Annotated in this window: 18 protein-coding genes; all 18 read left to right on the top strand. The window is 39.5% G+C overall.

Annotation, left to right across the window (positions count from 1 at the left end):
- The first annotated feature begins 2 nt into the window (after positions 1–2).
- Positions 3–1,841, top strand: a complete 1,839-nt coding sequence (locus tag NQ560_RS12435) for a cache domain-containing sensor histidine kinase (RefSeq protein ID WP_005333647.1) — start codon at positions 3–5, stop codon at positions 1,839–1,841.
- Positions 1,828–2,826 carry a substrate-binding domain-containing protein gene (locus NQ560_RS12430; RefSeq protein WP_005333648.1) on the top strand — a complete coding sequence of 333 codons (999 nt, stop codon included), beginning with the start codon at positions 1,828–1,830 and terminating at the stop codon, positions 2,824–2,826. Before NQ560_RS12435 ends, NQ560_RS12430 begins: the two co-directional genes overlap by 14 nt.
- On the top strand, positions 2,819–3,868 hold the full coding sequence (locus NQ560_RS12425) for a galactose ABC transporter substrate-binding protein (protein ID WP_005333649.1): 1,050 nt from the start codon (positions 2,819–2,821) through the stop codon (positions 3,866–3,868). Before NQ560_RS12430 ends, NQ560_RS12425 begins: the two co-directional genes overlap by 8 nt.
- A 7-nt stretch (positions 3,869–3,875) precedes the next feature.
- A complete protein-coding gene (locus NQ560_RS12420) occupies positions 3,876–4,445 on the top strand; it encodes a DUF6553 family protein (RefSeq protein WP_005333650.1) in 570 nt (189 codons plus the stop codon).
- A 67-nt stretch (positions 4,446–4,512) separates the two neighbouring features.
- Positions 4,513–5,793: a galactokinase gene (locus NQ560_RS12415; RefSeq protein ID WP_005333651.1), complete on the top strand. Its 1,281-nt coding sequence runs from the start codon at positions 4,513–4,515 to the stop codon at positions 5,791–5,793.
- 19 nt (positions 5,794–5,812) lie between these two features.
- Complete coding sequence (galT, locus tag NQ560_RS12410) at positions 5,813–7,309, top strand: UDP-glucose--hexose-1-phosphate uridylyltransferase (protein ID WP_005333652.1); 1,497 nt, start codon at positions 5,813–5,815, stop codon at positions 7,307–7,309.
- Positions 7,310–7,547: 238 nt separating this feature from the next.
- On the top strand, positions 7,548–8,453 hold the full coding sequence (locus tag NQ560_RS12405) for a DegV family protein (RefSeq protein WP_005333653.1): 906 nt from the start codon (positions 7,548–7,550) through the stop codon (positions 8,451–8,453).
- A gap of 338 nt (positions 8,454–8,791) precedes the next feature.
- Positions 8,792–9,451, top strand: a complete 660-nt coding sequence (locus NQ560_RS12400) for an amino acid ABC transporter permease (RefSeq protein WP_005333654.1) — start codon at positions 8,792–8,794, stop codon at positions 9,449–9,451.
- Positions 9,432–10,106 carry an amino acid ABC transporter permease gene (locus tag NQ560_RS12395; protein WP_005333655.1) on the top strand — a complete coding sequence of 225 codons (675 nt, stop codon included), beginning with the start codon at positions 9,432–9,434 and terminating at the stop codon, positions 10,104–10,106. Before NQ560_RS12400 ends, NQ560_RS12395 begins: the two co-directional genes overlap by 20 nt.
- A 6-nt stretch (positions 10,107–10,112) precedes the next feature.
- Positions 10,113–10,871 (top strand): amino acid ABC transporter ATP-binding protein, encoded by a 759-nt coding sequence (locus NQ560_RS12390; protein ID WP_005333657.1) that lies wholly within the window; start codon positions 10,113–10,115, stop codon positions 10,869–10,871.
- A gap of 84 nt (positions 10,872–10,955) precedes the next feature.
- Positions 10,956–11,846 carry a transporter substrate-binding domain-containing protein gene (locus tag NQ560_RS12385; protein ID WP_005333658.1) on the top strand — a complete coding sequence of 297 codons (891 nt, stop codon included), beginning with the start codon at positions 10,956–10,958 and terminating at the stop codon, positions 11,844–11,846.
- Positions 11,847–12,223: 377 nt separating this feature from the next.
- Positions 12,224–12,880 (top strand): 3'-5' exonuclease, encoded by a 657-nt coding sequence (locus NQ560_RS12380; protein ID WP_005333660.1) that lies wholly within the window; start codon positions 12,224–12,226, stop codon positions 12,878–12,880.
- Positions 12,881–12,968: 88 nt separating this feature from the next.
- Positions 12,969–13,961 (top strand): helix-turn-helix transcriptional regulator, encoded by a 993-nt coding sequence (locus NQ560_RS12375; RefSeq protein WP_005333661.1) that lies wholly within the window; start codon positions 12,969–12,971, stop codon positions 13,959–13,961.
- Between the two features lie 185 nt (positions 13,962–14,146).
- Positions 14,147–16,345 (top strand): KAP family P-loop NTPase fold protein, encoded by a 2,199-nt coding sequence (locus NQ560_RS12370; RefSeq protein ID WP_005333662.1) that lies wholly within the window; start codon positions 14,147–14,149, stop codon positions 16,343–16,345.
- A 79-nt stretch (positions 16,346–16,424) separates the two neighbouring features.
- A complete protein-coding gene (locus NQ560_RS12365) occupies positions 16,425–16,604 on the top strand; it encodes a PDDEXK family nuclease (protein ID WP_005333663.1) in 180 nt (59 codons plus the stop codon).
- A gap of 73 nt (positions 16,605–16,677) precedes the next feature.
- Positions 16,678–17,133 (top strand): YaiI/YqxD family protein, encoded by a 456-nt coding sequence (locus NQ560_RS12360; RefSeq protein WP_005333664.1) that lies wholly within the window; start codon positions 16,678–16,680, stop codon positions 17,131–17,133.
- 5 nt (positions 17,134–17,138) lie between these two features.
- The gene (locus NQ560_RS12355; RefSeq protein WP_233420474.1) at positions 17,139–17,843 is read left to right on the top strand and encodes an alpha/beta hydrolase; all 705 of its coding nucleotides are present in this window, start codon (positions 17,139–17,141) and stop codon (positions 17,841–17,843) included.
- Between the two features lie 121 nt (positions 17,844–17,964).
- Positions 17,965–18,504, top strand: a complete 540-nt coding sequence (locus NQ560_RS12350; protein WP_040015513.1) for a hypothetical protein — start codon at positions 17,965–17,967, stop codon at positions 18,502–18,504.
- Positions 18,505–18,509 lie beyond the last annotated feature (5 nt).

Genomic DNA, 18,509 nt, shown 5'->3' with positions numbered 1-18,509 from the left:
ATATGAGGGGAAAAGAAAGCGTGAAGAAAAGAAAAGGCGGATTTAACATACAATCCATTATCATGTCTGTTCTTATGGCATCGACACTGATTACAATTACTATAATGGGATTGCTACTTTACCACAGATTCAAACTGGCAATGGATAATACCGCTATATCGAATACGGAAGCAACGGTCGAAAGCAGCGTGGACCGGTTGAATTCTGATCTGTTAGATATCAGACAGATTTTTAATGCGGCTAACTACAATATTATTCAGGAATTTGATATTTCCAGTCAGGAATTTGCAAAGCAATTCAGTCTGCTGTATGAGACGAATTCAGATAAGATACAGAGTATGGCATTGTATGGAAGTGACGGAAATCTTATTGCTTCAGAGCCGGTATCTTTAGAAAAAGAAAATGTAGAGATTAAAAACCAGGACTGGTATCAGAATGCGGAAAATGCGATTGAAAATATTCATTTTTCCATGCCTCATGTACAGAACTTGTTTCAGGACGGAACTTATCGGTATCATCGAGTCATTTCGCTCAGCCGTTCGGTTGATATTAATGACGGAGATAGACCGGGGAGCGGAGTGCTTCTGGTAGATATGAAATATTCTGTTGTTGAAAATGTTTTAAAGCAGATCAATGAGTCTTCGGACGGAGTTTACTATTATGTTTGTAATCGGGACGGGGAACTTCTCTACCATCCAAGAAGAGCAGAGATAGACCGTGAATTATTCAAAGAGAACAGCCTTAAGGCAGCAGGATATGAGGATGGAGTCTATGAGATATCGTCTGGCAATGGTAAAGAAAATGTTATTGTCGGAAGTATTTCCTATACAGGCTGGAAACTGATCGGTGTGATACCGGAAAGTGTGCAGACAGCCAATATTAACAACTTCAGATATTATATTTTTACAACGATTATTATATTGATGATGCTGCTTTTGGAGGGAAACCGGTTAATTTCCCAGAAAGTATCAAAGCCAATCCGTGAATTAGATGCTTCTGTGAAGGCTTATGAAGCCGGAGAAAAACCGGATATTTATATCGGGGGATCTTTGGAAGTACGACATCTTGGACATTCCGTGCAGAAATCATATGAACAGATCGAACAGTTGATGGAAGAAATTATGCGTCAGCAAAACGAGCGGAGAAAAAGTGAACTGGATGCGCTTCAGAGCCAGATTAATCCACATTTTCTTTATAATACGTTGGAATCTATCACCTGGATGGTAGAAGCACAGAAGAATCGAGAAGCGGTCATTATGATTTCTGAGCTTGCAAAACTGTTGAGAGTCAGCCTGTCAAGGGGCAAGACGATTATTCCGATCAAGGATGAACTTCAGCATAGCCGTAGTTATATGAATATTCAACTGGTACGCTATAAAGAAAGATTTAAGATAGATTTTCAGATAGATGAAGAACTTTATAATTACTGTATTGTAAAGCTGGTCATCCAGCCTATTTTGGAAAATGCGATCTATTACGGAGTCGGACATATGGATGAAGACGATGATGGAAGAATTGTAGTATCCGGGGAAAAGAAAGACAATGATATATACATTAGTATAGAAGATAATGGAATGGGAATGCGCAAAGAAGTGTTGGAAAATATTTTGACAGATAACAACAAAGTTCCAAAACATGGGTCAGGAGTCGGAGTTATTAATGTTCATTCCCGAATTAAACTGATGTTTGGTGAAGGATACGGACTTACTGTCTACAGTGAACCTGATGAAGGAACGAAAGTCGTTATTCACATTCCGGCAATCCCATACACAAAAGAAAATGCAGAAAAGCTGGAAATGCAAAAATACAGCCAGAGGGGGAATGCACATGAAAAAGAATAAAATAACATTCTTTGCTATGGAATTGATTCTTCTTGTATTGGCACTGTTTTTTGTGTGGAAGATTTTTATTCAGAACGTGCCGGAAAAAAGAGTAGCCGTAATACTTCCGGAATCCGGAGACCAGAGATGGGATTCTCTGATCAAAGGAATGAAGCAGTCGGCAAAAGAGAATCATATACATCTGGTCATTTGCAACACAGATGATATTGAAAATGCAGAAGCAGAAAAGGAAGCTATCGAAGAGCAGAAAAATAATCATATCGATGCATTTATTGTGCTTCCTGCACCTGGAACAGATACAAAAGAGATGTTGACAAAAGAATGTTCAGATGTTCCGGTTATTTTGGTCGTGGAAGATCTGTATACCGAAGACGCAGAAGCAACATCGAAGTTTTCGGTAGTCGCACCAGATTACTATGAGATGGGAAAATATATTGGCGGACAGATAAATTCAAGAAAACAGACCATAGGAATTGTTGTGGGAAGGAAAGATACGGAAGCGGCAGCCAGTGCAGTCCGCGGGCTTACGGATGCACTGGAAGGTTCCGACTGTCAGATCCTATGGCATTATTATCAGGAGAAAGACCAGGATGTCTGCGAGAAAGTGAAAGAACAGCCAAAAGTAGATACGCTGGTAGTGTTAGATCCCGGTGCATTAGATCAACTGGGAGACCAGTTTGAAGAAACGCAGGAAGAAACGCAGGAGGAAGCACAGGAAGAAACACAAGAACAGGGAGCAGGAACGAAGATTTATGGGATCGGAAGCAGTATGAAAGCAATTGCACTTCAGGATTACGGAAAGACACAAGGGCTTGTCGTACTGGATGGATATGAGATAGGATATAAAAGTGTAGAAGAAATTGCAAAGAAACTAAAAAACAGACTTTACAAAATGGAAAGTCACGAAACGGAAGTAAAGATTATGGATCAGGATACTAAGCTTTTAGATGACGAAATAGAAAGGTTTTTATATTCCTATGAGTAAAAAATGTAGAAAAAAAAGTGTCTGTGCAGTTGTTGTAATGGTAGCGATGCTGTGTATTTCCGGCTGTGGATCAGGAAAAATAAAATCTGATAAAGTGTTGCGTGTAGGTGTTGTAACATATACACAGGATGATCCTTTTATCAATGCATTGGCAGATAAGCTAAAAGAAAATCTGAAATCTATGGAAACAGAAGATATGAAGATTACCGTATCTGTAAAAAATGGAAATGATGATCAGCAGGATCAGAATGATATAGTGGAAGAGATGATTGATGCCGGTTGTGATGTTTTGTGCGTCAATCTGGTAGACAGAACTGATCCGTCACGGATTATCAGGCTGGCAAAACAGAATGACATCCCGATTATTTTCTTTAACAGGGAACCGGTCTGGGAGGATTTGATGCAGTGGGAAGACCTGTATTATGTAGGGTGTGACGCAGAACAATCTGGAGTGATGCAGGGAGAGATAGCGGCAGATTATATTAAAAATCATCCGGAAGTAGACAAGAATCAGGATGGTGAAATACAATATGTATTGTTGGAAGGAGAAGCTGGGCATCAGGATGCAATCAGCAGAACGGATTTCTCTGTAAAAACATTGATCGAGAAAGAGGTAAATCTGGAAAAATTAAGTTATCAGTTCGCAGATTGGAACCGGGGACAGGCCGAAAACCGGATGAACCGCCTGATCAGTCAGTATAAAGATGGAATTGAACTTGTCATTTCTAACAATGATGAAATGGCACTTGGAGCTGTGGAGGCATATCGAAAAGCCGGATATGAACAGGCAGAGTGGCCGGTTATTTTCGGTATTGATGGATTAGATGATGCATTGGAAGCAATAAAAACTGGTGAAATGCAGGGAACAGTGTATAATGATAAAGAAGATCAGGCGTTGCAGATAGCGAAGCTAGCTGTAGAGATTTTCCGAGGAGAAGATGTGAACCGAAACAAGTTAAAAGAAGGCAGGTATTATGTTTCTGAGTATCAGCCGGTATACAGCAGTAATGTGGAAGATTTTATAAAACGACAGACGAGGTAAGAAGTGAATGGAAGCAGCATGGATCGAGACATTTTATCAGGAGACAGATGCGCCAAAAAGGCTGGAATTACTAAAACAGAATACAGAAAATGAATTAACGCAGGCGGATGTGTTCCGAAAAAAATTATGGGTCGCCAGATATGGAAAGAGAAAACCGACAAAAGATGCATTCGTAGGAAGCCTGATGGAACTGAAATGTCTGGCAGAAGGCACATCGTTAGATTTTGGCGGACAAAGAAGAAAACAGGCAGCAAAGATTATTAGTACATTATGTCTGGCAGATGCAGATTCTTTGGACGAAGAATTAAGAGAAAATCTTCTGCTGGAATTAAAAAATGTCTTTTTGAAATTTATGGAAGTCAGCAGAGACGGAAGAGGATTTACTTCACTTGTGTTTGGAATGGGACAGCTATCGGATGAAGGAGTTGTGAAAAAAATCGCGGAACAGATCAGCGCCATTGCATTTCAGGCACCCCATGCATTGCACATGGATAAAGAATTTGCTCTTCTACAGGAGGCGGCACTTCAGGCATTTCGTCAGGAATACCCGAACCGGGAACATTTTCTGAAAAAATAAGCATGTAAAAAATAAGCATGTTAAATATTAACATAGATCATTATGAGGGAAAGGAAGGAATTATATTTTGAAAAAGTGGAATGATGTATATCAGATGGTAAAAAATGGAGATTTGGACGCGTCACTTCTGAAGACCGGGTGTGAGAATCTGAAGGCAGCAAGAGAAAGAGCCACACATGTGATGGAAGGATTTAAGGAGAGCTTTGGAGCAACAGAAGATACGATGGTCGCACTTTGTTCTGCGCCTGGGCGTACAGAAATCTGTGGAAATCATACCGATCATCAGCATGGACGAGTGCTGGCCGCAGCAGTGAATCTGGATTTTCTGGCATGTGTCGCATTAAACGGAACGAGTGTTGTGCATTTTCAGTCAGAAGGCTGGCCAATGACAAGTGTTAATCTTGCTGATCTGGAAGTGAAGGAAGAAGAAAAAGAAACAACTGCTTCTCTGATAAGAGGCGTGCTGGCCAAGCTTCATAAAGCAGGATATCCGGTAGCAGGCTTTGATATGTATGTGACATCAACGGTATTGCCTGGATCCGGACTGTCTTCCTCCGCAGCGTGTGAGGTGCTGATTGGAACAACGGGAAATCATCTGTTTTGTCAGGACAAGTTTGATGCAGTAGAAATCGCAAAAATCGGTCAGGCAGCAGAAAATGAATATTTTGGTAAGCCGTGTGGATTGATGGATCAGACTGCTTCTTCCGTGGGAGATGCAGTAGCCATTGATTTTAAAGATCCGGCAAACCCGATAGTAAGATCCATCAATGCGGATCTTACAGGACTGGGACTTGCACTTTGTATCATCGACTGTGGTGCGGATCATGCAGCACTTACCAATGAATATGCGTCTATTCCGGAAGAAATGAGCAAAGTGGCAGCGCATTTTGGTAAAAAAGTACTTCGCGAAGTCAAAGAAGAAGATCTGCTGGCAGATCTGGCACAGGTCAGAAAAGAAGCAGGAGACAGGGCAGTTCTCAGGGCTTTACATTTCTATGCAGATGACAGAAGAGCAGCAGAGGAAGCAGATGCACTGGAGCGGAAAGATAAAGAGGCGTTTTTAAATCTTGTAAAAGAGTCAGGACGTTCTTCATGGGAACTTCTTCAGAATATTACACCGGCAGCAGCCATCACACATCAGGACATGGCAGTGGCATTGGCCGTGGCTGAGAAAGCGCTGAATGGAAAGGGCGCATGCCGCGTACATGGAGGTGGATTTGCCGGAACAATCCAGGCATTTGTCCCGGTGGAAGATGTGTGTGAATTTAAGAAAACGATGGAAACTATGTTGAGTGAAGGATGCTGTCATGTATTGAGTATCCGTCCGGCTGGTGGACTTATCCTTTAAAGAATGAGGGGGAAATGAGATGAATCGAAATGAAGCAATTACTGCGTTAGTGAATTATGCATTGGAGAAAGAGCTGATCGAGCAGGAAGAAAAAGTATGGGCAGTAAACCGGATCTTGGAGGTTATGCAGGCAGATTCTTTCTCATGGGAAGAGTCAGCAAAGGGAAAAGAAGCTGGTCTGACAGAGATACTGGACACATTGATCGATGATGCATATGAGCGTGGCGTACTGGAAGAAAATTCAGTCGTATACCGCGATCTTTTTGATACAAAACTCATGGGCAGCCTGACACCGCGACCGGTACAGGTGATGAAGAAGTTTCAACAACTTCAGGAAGAATCTTCCCAGAGGGCAACGGACTGGTATTATCAGTTCAGTCAGGACACGAATTATATCCGAAAGGACAGAGTTGCGAAAGATATCCGTTGGAAGACCGAGACAGAATATGGTGAGATTGACATTTCCATCAACCAGTCAAAACCGGAAAAAGATCCAAAAGCAATCGCAGCAGCAAGAAACCAACCAGCTTCCGATTATCCACGCTGCATGCTCTGCGAGGAGAATGTGGGATATGCCGGACGACTCAATTATCCGGCAAGACAGAATCACCGTATTGTACCAGTGACAATCAACAATACTGACTGGTATTTGCAGTATTCTCCATATGTATATTACAATGAACACTGCATCTGTTTTAATAAAGTGCATACACCGATGAAAATTGATAAAGCCTGCTTTGCGAAGTTATTAGATTTTGTAAGACAGTTCCCGCATTATTTTGTTGGTTCCAATGCAGATCTTCCGATTGTTGGAGGATCCATTCTGGCGCACGATCATTTCCAGGGCGGACATTATACATTTGCAATGGAACGCGCACCGATTGAGACGGAGATTTCTTTTGAAGGATACGAAGATGTAAAAGCAGGAATTGTAAAATGGCCAATGTCTGTTATTCGTTTAAATGCAAAAGAACCGGAAAGATTAATTGATCTTGCGGATAAAATTCTTGGAAGCTGGCGTGGGTATACAGATGAAGCAGCTATGATTCTTGCAGAGACAGATGGAGAACCTCACAATACAATCACCCCAATTGCCCGTCGCAGAGGAGAAGATTTTGAATTAGATCTGGTGCTTCGAAACAATCTGACAACGCCGGATCATCCACTTGGAATTTATCATCCACATGAAGAGTTCCATCATATTAAGAAGGAAAATATCGGCCTGATTGAAGTTATGGGATTGGCAATCCTTCCGGGACGTCTGAAAAAAGAGCTGGAGGCAGTGGAAGAAAAACTCCTTTCCGGTGAGGATATGACAGAAGATTCGCTGACCAAGTCTCATGCGAAGTGGGCGGCAGATATTGCAGCGAACTACGAAATTACAGCAGAAAATGTAAAAGAAATCGTTCAGAAAGAGACTGGAATTGTCTTTTCAAAAGTTCTGGAACAGGCCGGAGTTTACAAACGGACACCAGAAGGAAAAGAAGCATTTTTAAGATTTATAAATCAAGTATAAAGTGACAAGAGATCCAAACTTAAAGCATACGGTTTAATTCTAAAATTTTAGAAAATTATTTGCCAAAAGCGTGTACATAATATTGCCTTTGTGTTATACTGTTTTACGTTTCTATAAGAAGTAGTATTAGAAACTATGTATTAGAATAATTCATTCTGTAAGCCTGATATTTTCGGGGTATGCAAAGGAAATCAGAACAATATAGAATCGTAATTTCATGAGATAAGAGGTAGTAGTTATGCAAAAGAAAGTTCAGATCGTCAGTGACGGATCACTGGATCTTCCACAGGAAATCACAGATGCACATGATATAGAAGTCGTACCATTTTATGTATCATTTAACGGTGAGACTTATCAGAAAGAAATAGAAGAGATTGGAATTCGGGAATTTTATCAGGAAATGGTAGACCACCCGGATGTATTTCCAAAATCATCTATGCCGTCAGTAGATGATTTTTATCAGACATTTGTAAAAAGTGCAAAGGAAAATATTCCGGTGATCTGCATCTGTATTACGACAAAATTCAGTGGCTCCCTGCAATCTGCAACGGTTGCAAAAGAGATGGTAAAGGACGAATATCCAGAAGCCAGGATCACAGTTATTGATTCCACGGTCAATACCGTTCTTCAGGGACTTTTTGTACTGGAGGCATGCAGAATGCGTGACATGGGATTGGATTATGAGGAAATCATTGAAAGAATCCTTCCTATCCGTGAGACCGGCCGGATCTTCTTTACAATCGGAAGCATTGATTATTTAAGGCATGGCGGACGAATCGGAAAACTTGCGGGGATAGCAGCAGGTGCACTGGGGATAAAACCGATGATCACATTGAAAGAAGGGGAAATCTTCAGTTCCGGACTCGCAAGAAACCGCATCAAATCTATGAAAAAGGTTGTGGAGATGACAAAAGATTATCTGGATGAAATCAACGCAAAACCTGGCGAGTACAGCTTCTGCATCGGCTATGGCTATGATTATGAAGAGGCAGTCAAATTCCGGGAGATGTTAAAAGATCTCGTAAAAGAACGTCTCGGAATCGAAGAGATTGAAATCCATCAGATCGGTGCGACGATTGGAGTACACACAGGACCATATCCAATAGGGGTTGGAATTATAAAAAAAGCAGAAATAAATAATTAGTTATTACGGAGATAGCCGTTCCTGAACTTTGAGGTGACTGTGAGGTGACCACAAAAGATTAGGACGGCTATTTTTGTATTCATAACATACATTTCACCGCATACATATAATGGAATAAGGTAATGTCAATGCAAAAAACTCCAGTTACACTGTCAGCGATGAAGACCATGTATTACCTAGATATAGTTGCCATCTATAGCTAGCTATTAATTATAGATTTGGGCAAAATCCAACATTTCATACAAAACCTATTGACTGACTAGGAAAAGAGTGATAACATTGCTTTCATGAAATCGAAAGGAGCAAGAGATTAAAAATCGTGAGAGAGGGGTAAGGCAATGAACTGGGATTTTATTATCAAATATTTGCCAATGTATGAACGAGCTGCCTTGTTGACTGTAAAACTTGGATTAGCCGGAGTTATCTGTGCGATTATCGTCGGACTGATCTGTGCAATCATCCAATATGAAAAAGTACCGGTCGCAAGACAAATTGTAGCGGTCTATATCGAACTCAGTCGAAATACACCACTGCTTGTACAATTATTTTTTATATATTATGGACTTCCAAAGATTGGAATCCAGACAGATCCGCAGACATGTGGAATCGCAGGACTGACATTTCTTGGAGGAAGTTATATGGCAGAAGCGTTTCGAAGCGGACTGGAGACAGTCGCAGCAATTCAGACAGAAAGCGCATTGAGCCTCGGCATGAACCGTCTGCAGGTTATGAGGTACGTGGTACTGCCACAGGCATTTTCAATAAGTGTACCGGCCTTTATGGCAAATGTAATCTTTCTTTTGAAAGAAACGAGTGTCTTTAGTGCAGTCAGTCTTATGGACCTTATGTTTACCGCAAAAGACTTAATCGGACTTTATTACAAGACAACAGAAAGCCTGTTTTTACTGGTAGTCTTTTATCTGTTGATCTTACTTCCAATTTCGATATTGGGAAGTCTCTTGGAAAGGAGGCTGCGTTATGCCGGATTTGGGGATTAGTGTTTTATTAAAAGGACAGAACTTCATGCGAATGCTGGCAGGACTTGGAGTGGCACTGAAGATTAGCCTGATTTCCGTAGTCATAAGCATTCCACTTGGAATCGTACTGGGAGTTTTGATGACCTGGAAAAATCCAATTACCAAAGCGATTCTTCGCATTTACCTGGAAATTGTACGAATCATGCCACAAATGGTACTGTTATTTCTCGTATTTTTCGGGACAACGCGAGCGTTTGGCTGGGACTTATCAGGAGAAAATGCATCAATTATAGTATTTACATTCTGGGGAGCAGCTGAAATGAGTGACCTGGTAAGAGGGGCGCTTATCAGTATCCCGAAACATCAATATGAAAGCAGCGAGGCATTAGGATTGAGCAAAGTGCAGACTTATTGGTACATTATCATTCCGCAGACACTTCGCAGACTCATTCCGCTATCCATCAATCTGATCACACGAATGATCAAAACTACAAGCCTGATCCTGATGATCGGTGTGGTGGAAGTGCTGAAAGTCTCACAGCAGATCATCGAAGCAAATCGAATGAGCAGTCCAAATGCTGCATTTGGCATTTATCTTGTAGTATTTTTATTATACTTTTTCGCATGCTGGCCAATCAGTATGCTTGCAAAATATCTGGAAAGAAGATGGAGGTGATAGATTGTGGCAGAGACATTACTTACAGTAGAACATCTGATAAAAAAATATGGAGATCAAGTCATCTTAGATGATGTAAGTCTTGACGTAAAGAAAGGCGAAGTCATTGTGGTAGTTGGTCCAAGTGGCTGTGGAAAGAGTACATTACTTCGATGTATCAATGCCCTGGAGCCAATCCAGGGCGGCGTGGTTAAACTGGGAGACGAGGTCATTGACCCGAAAAGCAAATCTCTGACCCGCCTCAGACAGAAAATAGGAATGGTGTTTCAAAGCTATGATTTGTTTCCACATCTGACTGTATTAGATAATATTTTACTGGCACCTACGAAAGTCCAAAAACGCTCAAAAGATGAAGTGAAAGAAGAAGCCATGAAGCTTCTTAGAAGAGTTGGACTGGAAGAAAAAGCCGGAAGTTATCCAAGAGAGCTTTCCGGAGGACAGAAGCAGCGAGTTGCAATTGTCCGTGCATTGTGCATGCACCCGGAAATCTTACTTTTCGATGAAGTAACAGCAGCACTTGACCCGGAAATGGTCCGTGAAGTACTGGACGTAATCTTAGACTTGGCAGCGCAAGGCAGAACGATGATAATTGTTACCCATGAAATGCAGTTCGCCAGAGCTGTCGCAGACCGGATCATATTTCTGGAAGGCGGAAAAATACAAGAAGATGAAACACCAGATGAGTTTTTCGAACACCCGAAGACAGATCGGGCGAAGAAATTCTTGAATACATTTACATTTGAGTCTGTAAAGAGAGATATTTGAATCAATCTGTAACAGGAAATTTTTAGAAAAAGCAAGACTCATAAGAGTTTTGATATAAGAAATGAGACAAGGAGAGTTTGTATTATGAAAAATGGAAAACTGAAAAAATTAATTACACTGGCAACCGTAGTCGCAAGTACATTTGCACTTGTAGCATGCGGAAGCTCAAGCTCCGATGATTCTAAAGGAAGCGATTCCTCAGCAAAAAAAGATTCCGGAACTGTTTATCGTACATTAGATGAAATCAAAAAAGACGGAACAATCAATATCGGAGTATTTTCCGATAAGAATCCATTTGGATATGTTGATGAAAACGGTGAATATCAGGGATATGATGTATACTTCGCGAACAGAATCGGTGAAGATCTCGGTGTAAAAGTCAACTTTGTATCCACAGAAGCTGCAAACCGTATCGAGTATCTGCAGACAGGAAAAGTTGATCTGATCCTTGCAAACTTCACAGTCACAGACGAGCGTGCAGAAGAAGTAGACTTCGCACTTCCATACATGAACGTAGCACTTGGAGTTGTATCTCCGGACAGCAACGTTATCAAGAGCCTGGACAAATGGAACAGTAAAGACCAGATGATCGTCATCTCCGGAACAACAGCAGAGACTTACCTGACAGAGAATTATCCGGACATTCCACTTCAGAAATATGATTCCTACGCAACAGCAAAGAACGCTCTGGAAAATGGAAATGGTGTAGCATGGGCAAACGACAACACAGAGGTTATCGCATTTGCACTTCAGAACAAAGGTTACACAGTTGGAATCTCTGAACTTGGAAATAAAGACACCATCGCACCGGCAGTATCCAAAGGAAACGATACATTGCTTGATTGGGTAAATGAGGAAATCAAATCACTTGGTGATGAACAGTTCTTCCACAAAGATTACGAAGAGACACTTGTAGACACTTACGGAAAAGACTACGAAGAGGAACTGGTTGTAGAAGGTGGAGCAGTGAAATAGATTCAAGGTAGTCTCACTGGATTAAAAGAGAATAATAAAAGTAAGAAGAAATGAGCTGGCCGAAAGGTCAGCTTGTTTTTATGTATGGGGGAAATAAAAAAGAAACGAGCACCCCGTTTGAGCTAGAGCTGTGCGGTAACAAACCCATTTCTTATATTTATACTAATAGAAAAAGAAGAATAAGTCAAGATATAAATTGTAAGGAATAGAAGACTAGCAAAATTGGTTTAAAAATCCGAAACTTAAAAAAATGAAAATAAAGTGGAGCTGTGAATTTTATACCCCACCTGTTTTGGGAGAATATTGTAAATGATAGGTAAAAGCGAGAAGTTGAGTAAAATACCATATGTTGTAAGATTCAGAAGGGAGAATGTTATATGAATTATCTGGTTATTGATTTAGAAATGTGCAAGGTGCCGAGAGATTATCGTAGTAAAAGATACAAATATGCGAATGAAACGATACAAATTGGTGCGGTGCTTCTGGACGAGGAGTTCAAGAGAATTGGAACACTCAGTCAGTTCGTACACCCAGAACATGGTGTGATAGATTATTTTATTGAAAATCTGACAGGTATCAAGAACGGCCAGGTGAAGCATACGCCGAGACTTCAGAAAGCGTTATTACATATGCTCAACTGGATTGGTGACAGAGAGTATAAAGTCTATGCCTGGAGTGGAAGTGACCGTGCCCAGATTCTTCATGAGATAAAAGCAAAAAATATTGTAGATGAAAAGATTGCGTCCTTTATGGAAGAATCCAGATGGGTAGACTATCAGGATATATTTATGAAGAGATATGAGATGTCCAGAAAAATGAGTCTGGAAGAAGCATTGGGACGGGCTGACATAGATCCGGAGGGAAGATTCCACGATGGGCTAAACGATGCGGTCAATACAGGTCTGCTGATTGAAAAGTTAGAATTAAATCCAGATTATCAACTGGTAAGTTATGAGATGCCAGAGAAATCTTCCGAACATCTTAGTAGTTCACTTGGAGAAGTATTTGCTGGTATGGAGCTTAAGCTGGCGTAAGAATCCAACAGACCAAATACATAGCTGTACCATATTCTCCCCACCTGTGATACAATGAAACTATCATCAGGTGAGGAGGAAGACTGCGATGCCAAAAGGAAAGAATCAGAAGTTCAAATTATATCGACTTGCACAGATTATGTTGGAAAATACTGATGAAGATCACTATATCACAATGCCAGAGATTAAAGAAAAGCTGGAAGAATACGAAGTCACTGCAGACAGGAAAAGCCTTTATAATGATTTGAAAGATTTGGAAAAGCTGGGGATAGAAGTTGAAGGCGAGCCGGTGGGGAACCGTTATCATTATCACGTAGTAGAGCGCCCGTTTGAACTTCCGGAATTAAAACTTCTGGTAGATGCAATTCAGTCGTCGAAATTCGTCACTCAAAAGAAGACAAATACACTGATTAAAAAGCTGGAGAAACTGGTCAGTAAATATGATGCGCAGAAGCTGCAGCGGCAAGTCTACGTGTCCGGCAGAATCAAGGCTATGAACGAAAGCATTTATTATACAGTCGATGCGATTCATAATGCCATATCCGAGAACCGGAAAGTCAAGTTCCAGTATTATCAGTGGAATGTGAAAAAAGAAATGGAGCTTCGGCATGACGGCGCATGGTATCATATCAGCCCGTGGGGACTTTCATGGGACGATGAAAATTATTATCTCGTGGGATATGATTCAGAAGCAGAGCTGATCAAGCATTACCGCGTAGACAAAATGCTTCATATCCGAATGTCCACAGAAACACGCGAGGGAAAAGAACATTTTAAACAACTGGACATGGCAGATTATACCAAGAAAAGCTTCGGAATGTTCGGCGGAAAAGAAAAGACTGTAAAGCTTCTGGTAGATAATCGCCTGGCAGGAGTTATCATCGACCGATTCGGAAAAGACATTATGTTCATACCAGCAGACGAAAATCATTTTACAGTAAATGTGGATGTACATGTCAGCAAGCAGTTTCTGGGCTGGGTATTTTCACTAGGCGAACAGGTAAAAATACTCTCGCCAGAGGACGTTGTAGAAGAGATGCGGGGAGAAGCGAAGAGGCTGGTAGAGCAGTATGGGGAATAAGAGGTTAATTTACCCAGGAAAAGAAATTTGAGGGTACGCGGTGAAGTTGATGAGATTATAAATTGGGACATTATAGTGCTATTTATGGCAATAAATTATGATTACGAGTTGGAATGATAAATATTAAGAGAAAGTTACAAACATTTTTATTCTCAAAATATATTATATGATTTTAAAAGTTAGATATGAAAAGAAAGGTAATAAAAATGTATTATTCAGATAAACCGATTTTAAGCAAAAAGGAAGACTTTTTAAAAAGAAAGTATTTTGCGGAACTAGTGGCTAAATCTTTGGAAAATTTGAATAGTCAAGATACTTTTACTATTGGACTGTATGGGCAATGGGGAATTGGGAAAACATCACTAGTAAATATGATTCTTGAGGAAATAAAAGAAAATGAAAAAGTAGTGATTGTTCGTTTTGAACCTTGGAATTTTTCGAGTACAAATCAATTATTAGAACAGTTTTTTGTTCATTTGGCAAATCAATTTCATTGGACAAAAGATAAAACATTGAAAGAGGTAGGTAACGCTTTAGAACGGTATTCAGATGCGTTTGATTTTGCGAAAGTTATTCCACATGTTGGAGGAGCGATATCTTTTTTGGGGAAAAGAATTTCTAAAGGTATAGGTAAACGAATACAGAATAATTTGGATAAAAATGATATTATGTGCCAGAAGGAAAAAGTTGTTCAGCTGTTGAAGGGCCAGAATAAAAGAATTCTAGTGGTTATAGATGATATTGATAGGCTTAACAATGAACAAATAAGACAAGTCTTTCAGTTGATTACGTCAGTGGCAAAATTCCCTAATATGATATATTTATTGGTATTTGATAAAGAGATTGTTGTAAAAGCATTGGAGAAGATTCAAGAAGGAAGTGGTGAAGAGTATTTGGAAAAAATAATTCAAATGCCAATTCAAATACCAGATATATGTTCGACTGAATTTAGAGGTATTATATTTGAACGATTATATAACATAGTAAAAGAGCAAGAAGGTATAAAAATAAATTTAGAACATTGGGAGAGATTGGCAGATACTTGTGTCATACCGTTGTTGAAAAATATGAGAGATGTAAATAGACTGTGTAATTTGGTACAGTTTAAGTTTTCTGGTATAGGAACAGAAGTAGATTTTACAGATATGGTGGTTATATCTGTAATAGAAATGTACTATCCAACTGTTTATGAATGGATAAAGTACAATAAAAATTTTTTAACAGGTAAACTGAGTGGCAAAAGAGTGTATATGGCCAATAATAAAGGACAAAAAGAACTGTATGATATGTATTTAAATGAATTAAAGGGAGTTTTAGTGAAGGTGGGGAAAGAGAAAGAGGCAGAAAAGATAATGGACATTTTAGTATGCCTTTTTCCATATATCGGAGATGAGATTGGGAAAATAACAGAATGGTATGATTCTGATTTGCTTAGGAGGAGCAATCGTATTGCACATCCAGACAAATTTGAAAGGTATTTTGATTTTAATATTGAAGAGATTGATATAAAATCTTTTGAGGTTACAAGGGCGATTCAAAAATTAGGATGCGGTGAACTGGAAAAATATATTTTGGAATTGAATCAGGAAGGAAAAAGTTATGCGTTTTTATCCGAAATAAAATCTGCGATACCTAATATTAGAGAAGAAAGAGCAAAAATAATTGTTACAAGTATTTTGAAAAGTGCTTATAAATTGGAGGAAAAATCTACGGGTAATTTACTAATGACATCTTCAAGAGATTATGCAGAGCGTATGGTTATCGATTTGTTCGAACAAATTGAGAAAGTAAATAGAAAGAACTTTTTAGAACAATTAATTAATAGTGGAGATTTAGATTCTTTACCGTCAATAGCACATGTTATTAATATAATAGAATTGGGTTATGGGAGATTAGCGGCAGAAGGAAGGGAAAAAAGTAAGGGAAGGATTATATCAATTGAAGAATTAGAAGATGTAGAACAAGTATTTAAGCAAAAAGTAAAGACAATATTAAAAGAAAATAGTATTTTTGATTTTTTTGATTATAGAATGATTTTATACCTTATGGAAAATTTTGATTCCCAATTTATGACGCAAAGAATTCAACAGGAGTTAAAAGACGATATACACATATTATGTTTTCTCAAAAGTACAGTGTTTACTTGGATTGGAAACGGTATTAAGTATGCTGTATCTAAGGAATACGAAAAATATTTAACAAAAGAACGTATTTTAGATGCAATTCAAAATACGCAAGCAACAGGTGAGATGTTTAGATTATCTAAAAAAAATCAAGAGTATTGTGCGGCATTTTATTTGGATAGTATTGGAAAAAGTGATGATGAAGGGGAAGTAAGTCAGAAAGATGCTGAAAGAATGATTGAAAAATGGAGAGAACAATAAAGTGTAAATAAGGATACATACATTTTATAACATGTTTTATGGTATAATATAAAAAATTACATGTTAGGGAAATAAGTAAATGAAAGCAAAAGAAAGAGTTTTTAATAATGTAACTGAACAGCGTAGAAAAACGATGAGTAAAATCAGAGGGAAGAATACAACAATTGAAGTTACATTGCAAAAGGCTCTATGGGCAAAAGGATATCGTTACCTAAGGATTAAAGCATCTAAATATAGACACCATTCTATCAGCACTTAATATCTTATTGTCTTATTATAAATATTTGTACACTATTTGTAAATAGAAAAATTAGGAGTTTTAGGAGAGAAACATGCGAGTATTCATTGATGCTGATGCCTGCCCGGTGGTCAGCATAGTTGAGAACATATCAAAAAAATACAACATTCCGGTGACTTTATTATGTGACACAAATCATGTCCTGACATCTGAGTACAGTGAAGTGATTGTTGTGGGTGCCGGAGCGGATGCTGTTGATTATAAGTTGATCAGCATTTGTCACAGGGGAGATATTGTGGTTTCACAGGATTATGGAGTGGCAGCGATGGCGTTGGGAAAGGGTGCATTTGCTATTCATCAGTCTGGCAAATGGTACACCAATGACAATATTGATCAGATGCTTATGGAGCGACATTTGAATAAGAAGGCGAGAAGAAGTTCTCATAAAAATCATATAAAAGGGCCGAAGAAACGTACTGAGGAAGATGATGAGCGGTTTGCGCAGTCATTTGAGAAAATGATAAGGATGGCAGTGGAATCAGAAATGTGATGAAAATGAAGAAGATAAATGTGACAGAGACAATCGTAGCAGATATACAATTACATATCGTACAGAATGGATCGGGAGGTCCGGTTATTTTCTGGGGCATGTATCCGCATCAGGGAGGAGAAGTAGAACATTTTTGGGAAGCTTTGATGGAGCTTGTGCCGGAACAGAAATTTCTTTTAGTAGCATTTCAGGTGGAAGACTGGAACCGGGATTTTTCACCCTGGGAAGCACCGGCGGCATTTGGAACGGAAGCATTTGATGGACAAGGCGCAAGGACGTTGAAGTGGTTACTTGAAGAAGGAGTCCCATATATTGACCGGACATATCATGTGAAAGAACAGGAACACTGGCTGGCAGGCTATTCCTTAGCAGGATTATTTGCGTTGTGGGCGGCATATGAATGCGATACATTTTCTGGAATCGCGTGTTGTTCTGGTTCTCTGTGGTTCAAGAATTGGGATATTTACATGAGAGAACATATATTGAAGCGCAAATGCAGCGTATACTTGAGCCTTGGAGGAAAGGAAGAAAAGACGAAGAATGCGGTAATGGCAACTGTGGGAGACCGCACTAGGGAACAAGAAAAATTGTTGCTGGAAGATCCATTTGCCGAGCGGGTAGTATTGGAATGGAATCCCGGAGGACATTTTGCGGATTCTGGGAAGCGTCTGGCAAAAGGAATCAAGTGGCTGATGGAAAAAAGATACTAAATTAGACATGGAACGTTTAGGAATTGTCCCAAAAGGGAAATCAGCAAAGGTGATTGATTTCAAGGCATATGTACATAGAAAATAATTTTAGTATGAGGCTATGGAATAACAGGAGAAAATGATGGGTGAATTTATTACTACATACACAGGGCAACATTTTGAACCAACAAATCCGGATCCGGAGTTGATTCGGATTGAGGATATTGCACATGCACTTTCAATGATTTGCCGTGGAAATGGACATGTAAAGACATTTTGGTCGGTGGGACAGCATTGTATTTGCTGTGCCAGGGAGGCAGCAGCCCGTGGTCTGTCAAATCGAATGGTACTTGCATGCTTGCTTCATGATGCAAGTGAATGCTATATGTCCGATGTTCCAACACCATTTAAGAATGAACTACCGGAATATCAGGAGCAGGAAGAACATTTGCTTGGCATAATTTATGAAAAATTTTTGGGCTCAGATTTGACGGAGGAAGAACAGAAAGAACTCAAAGAAATAGATCATGCAATGCTATGGTATGACTTGGAACATTTACTTGGAGAAATACAATACGGAGAAATTCCAGAGTTACATATTGACTTAGATTATACGGTTCGTCCATTTGAAGAAGTTGAAGAAGAATATCTGTCACTTTTCGAAAAATTCAGTAGCATATAGAAGAA

It is taken from the genome of Dorea formicigenerans (assembly GCF_025150245.1).
Lineage (GTDB): Bacteria > Bacillota > Clostridia > Lachnospirales > Lachnospiraceae > Dorea > Dorea formicigenerans.
The sequence above is the reverse complement of the archived record's forward strand: the minus strand, read 5'-3'. Positions and strand labels throughout refer to the sequence as shown.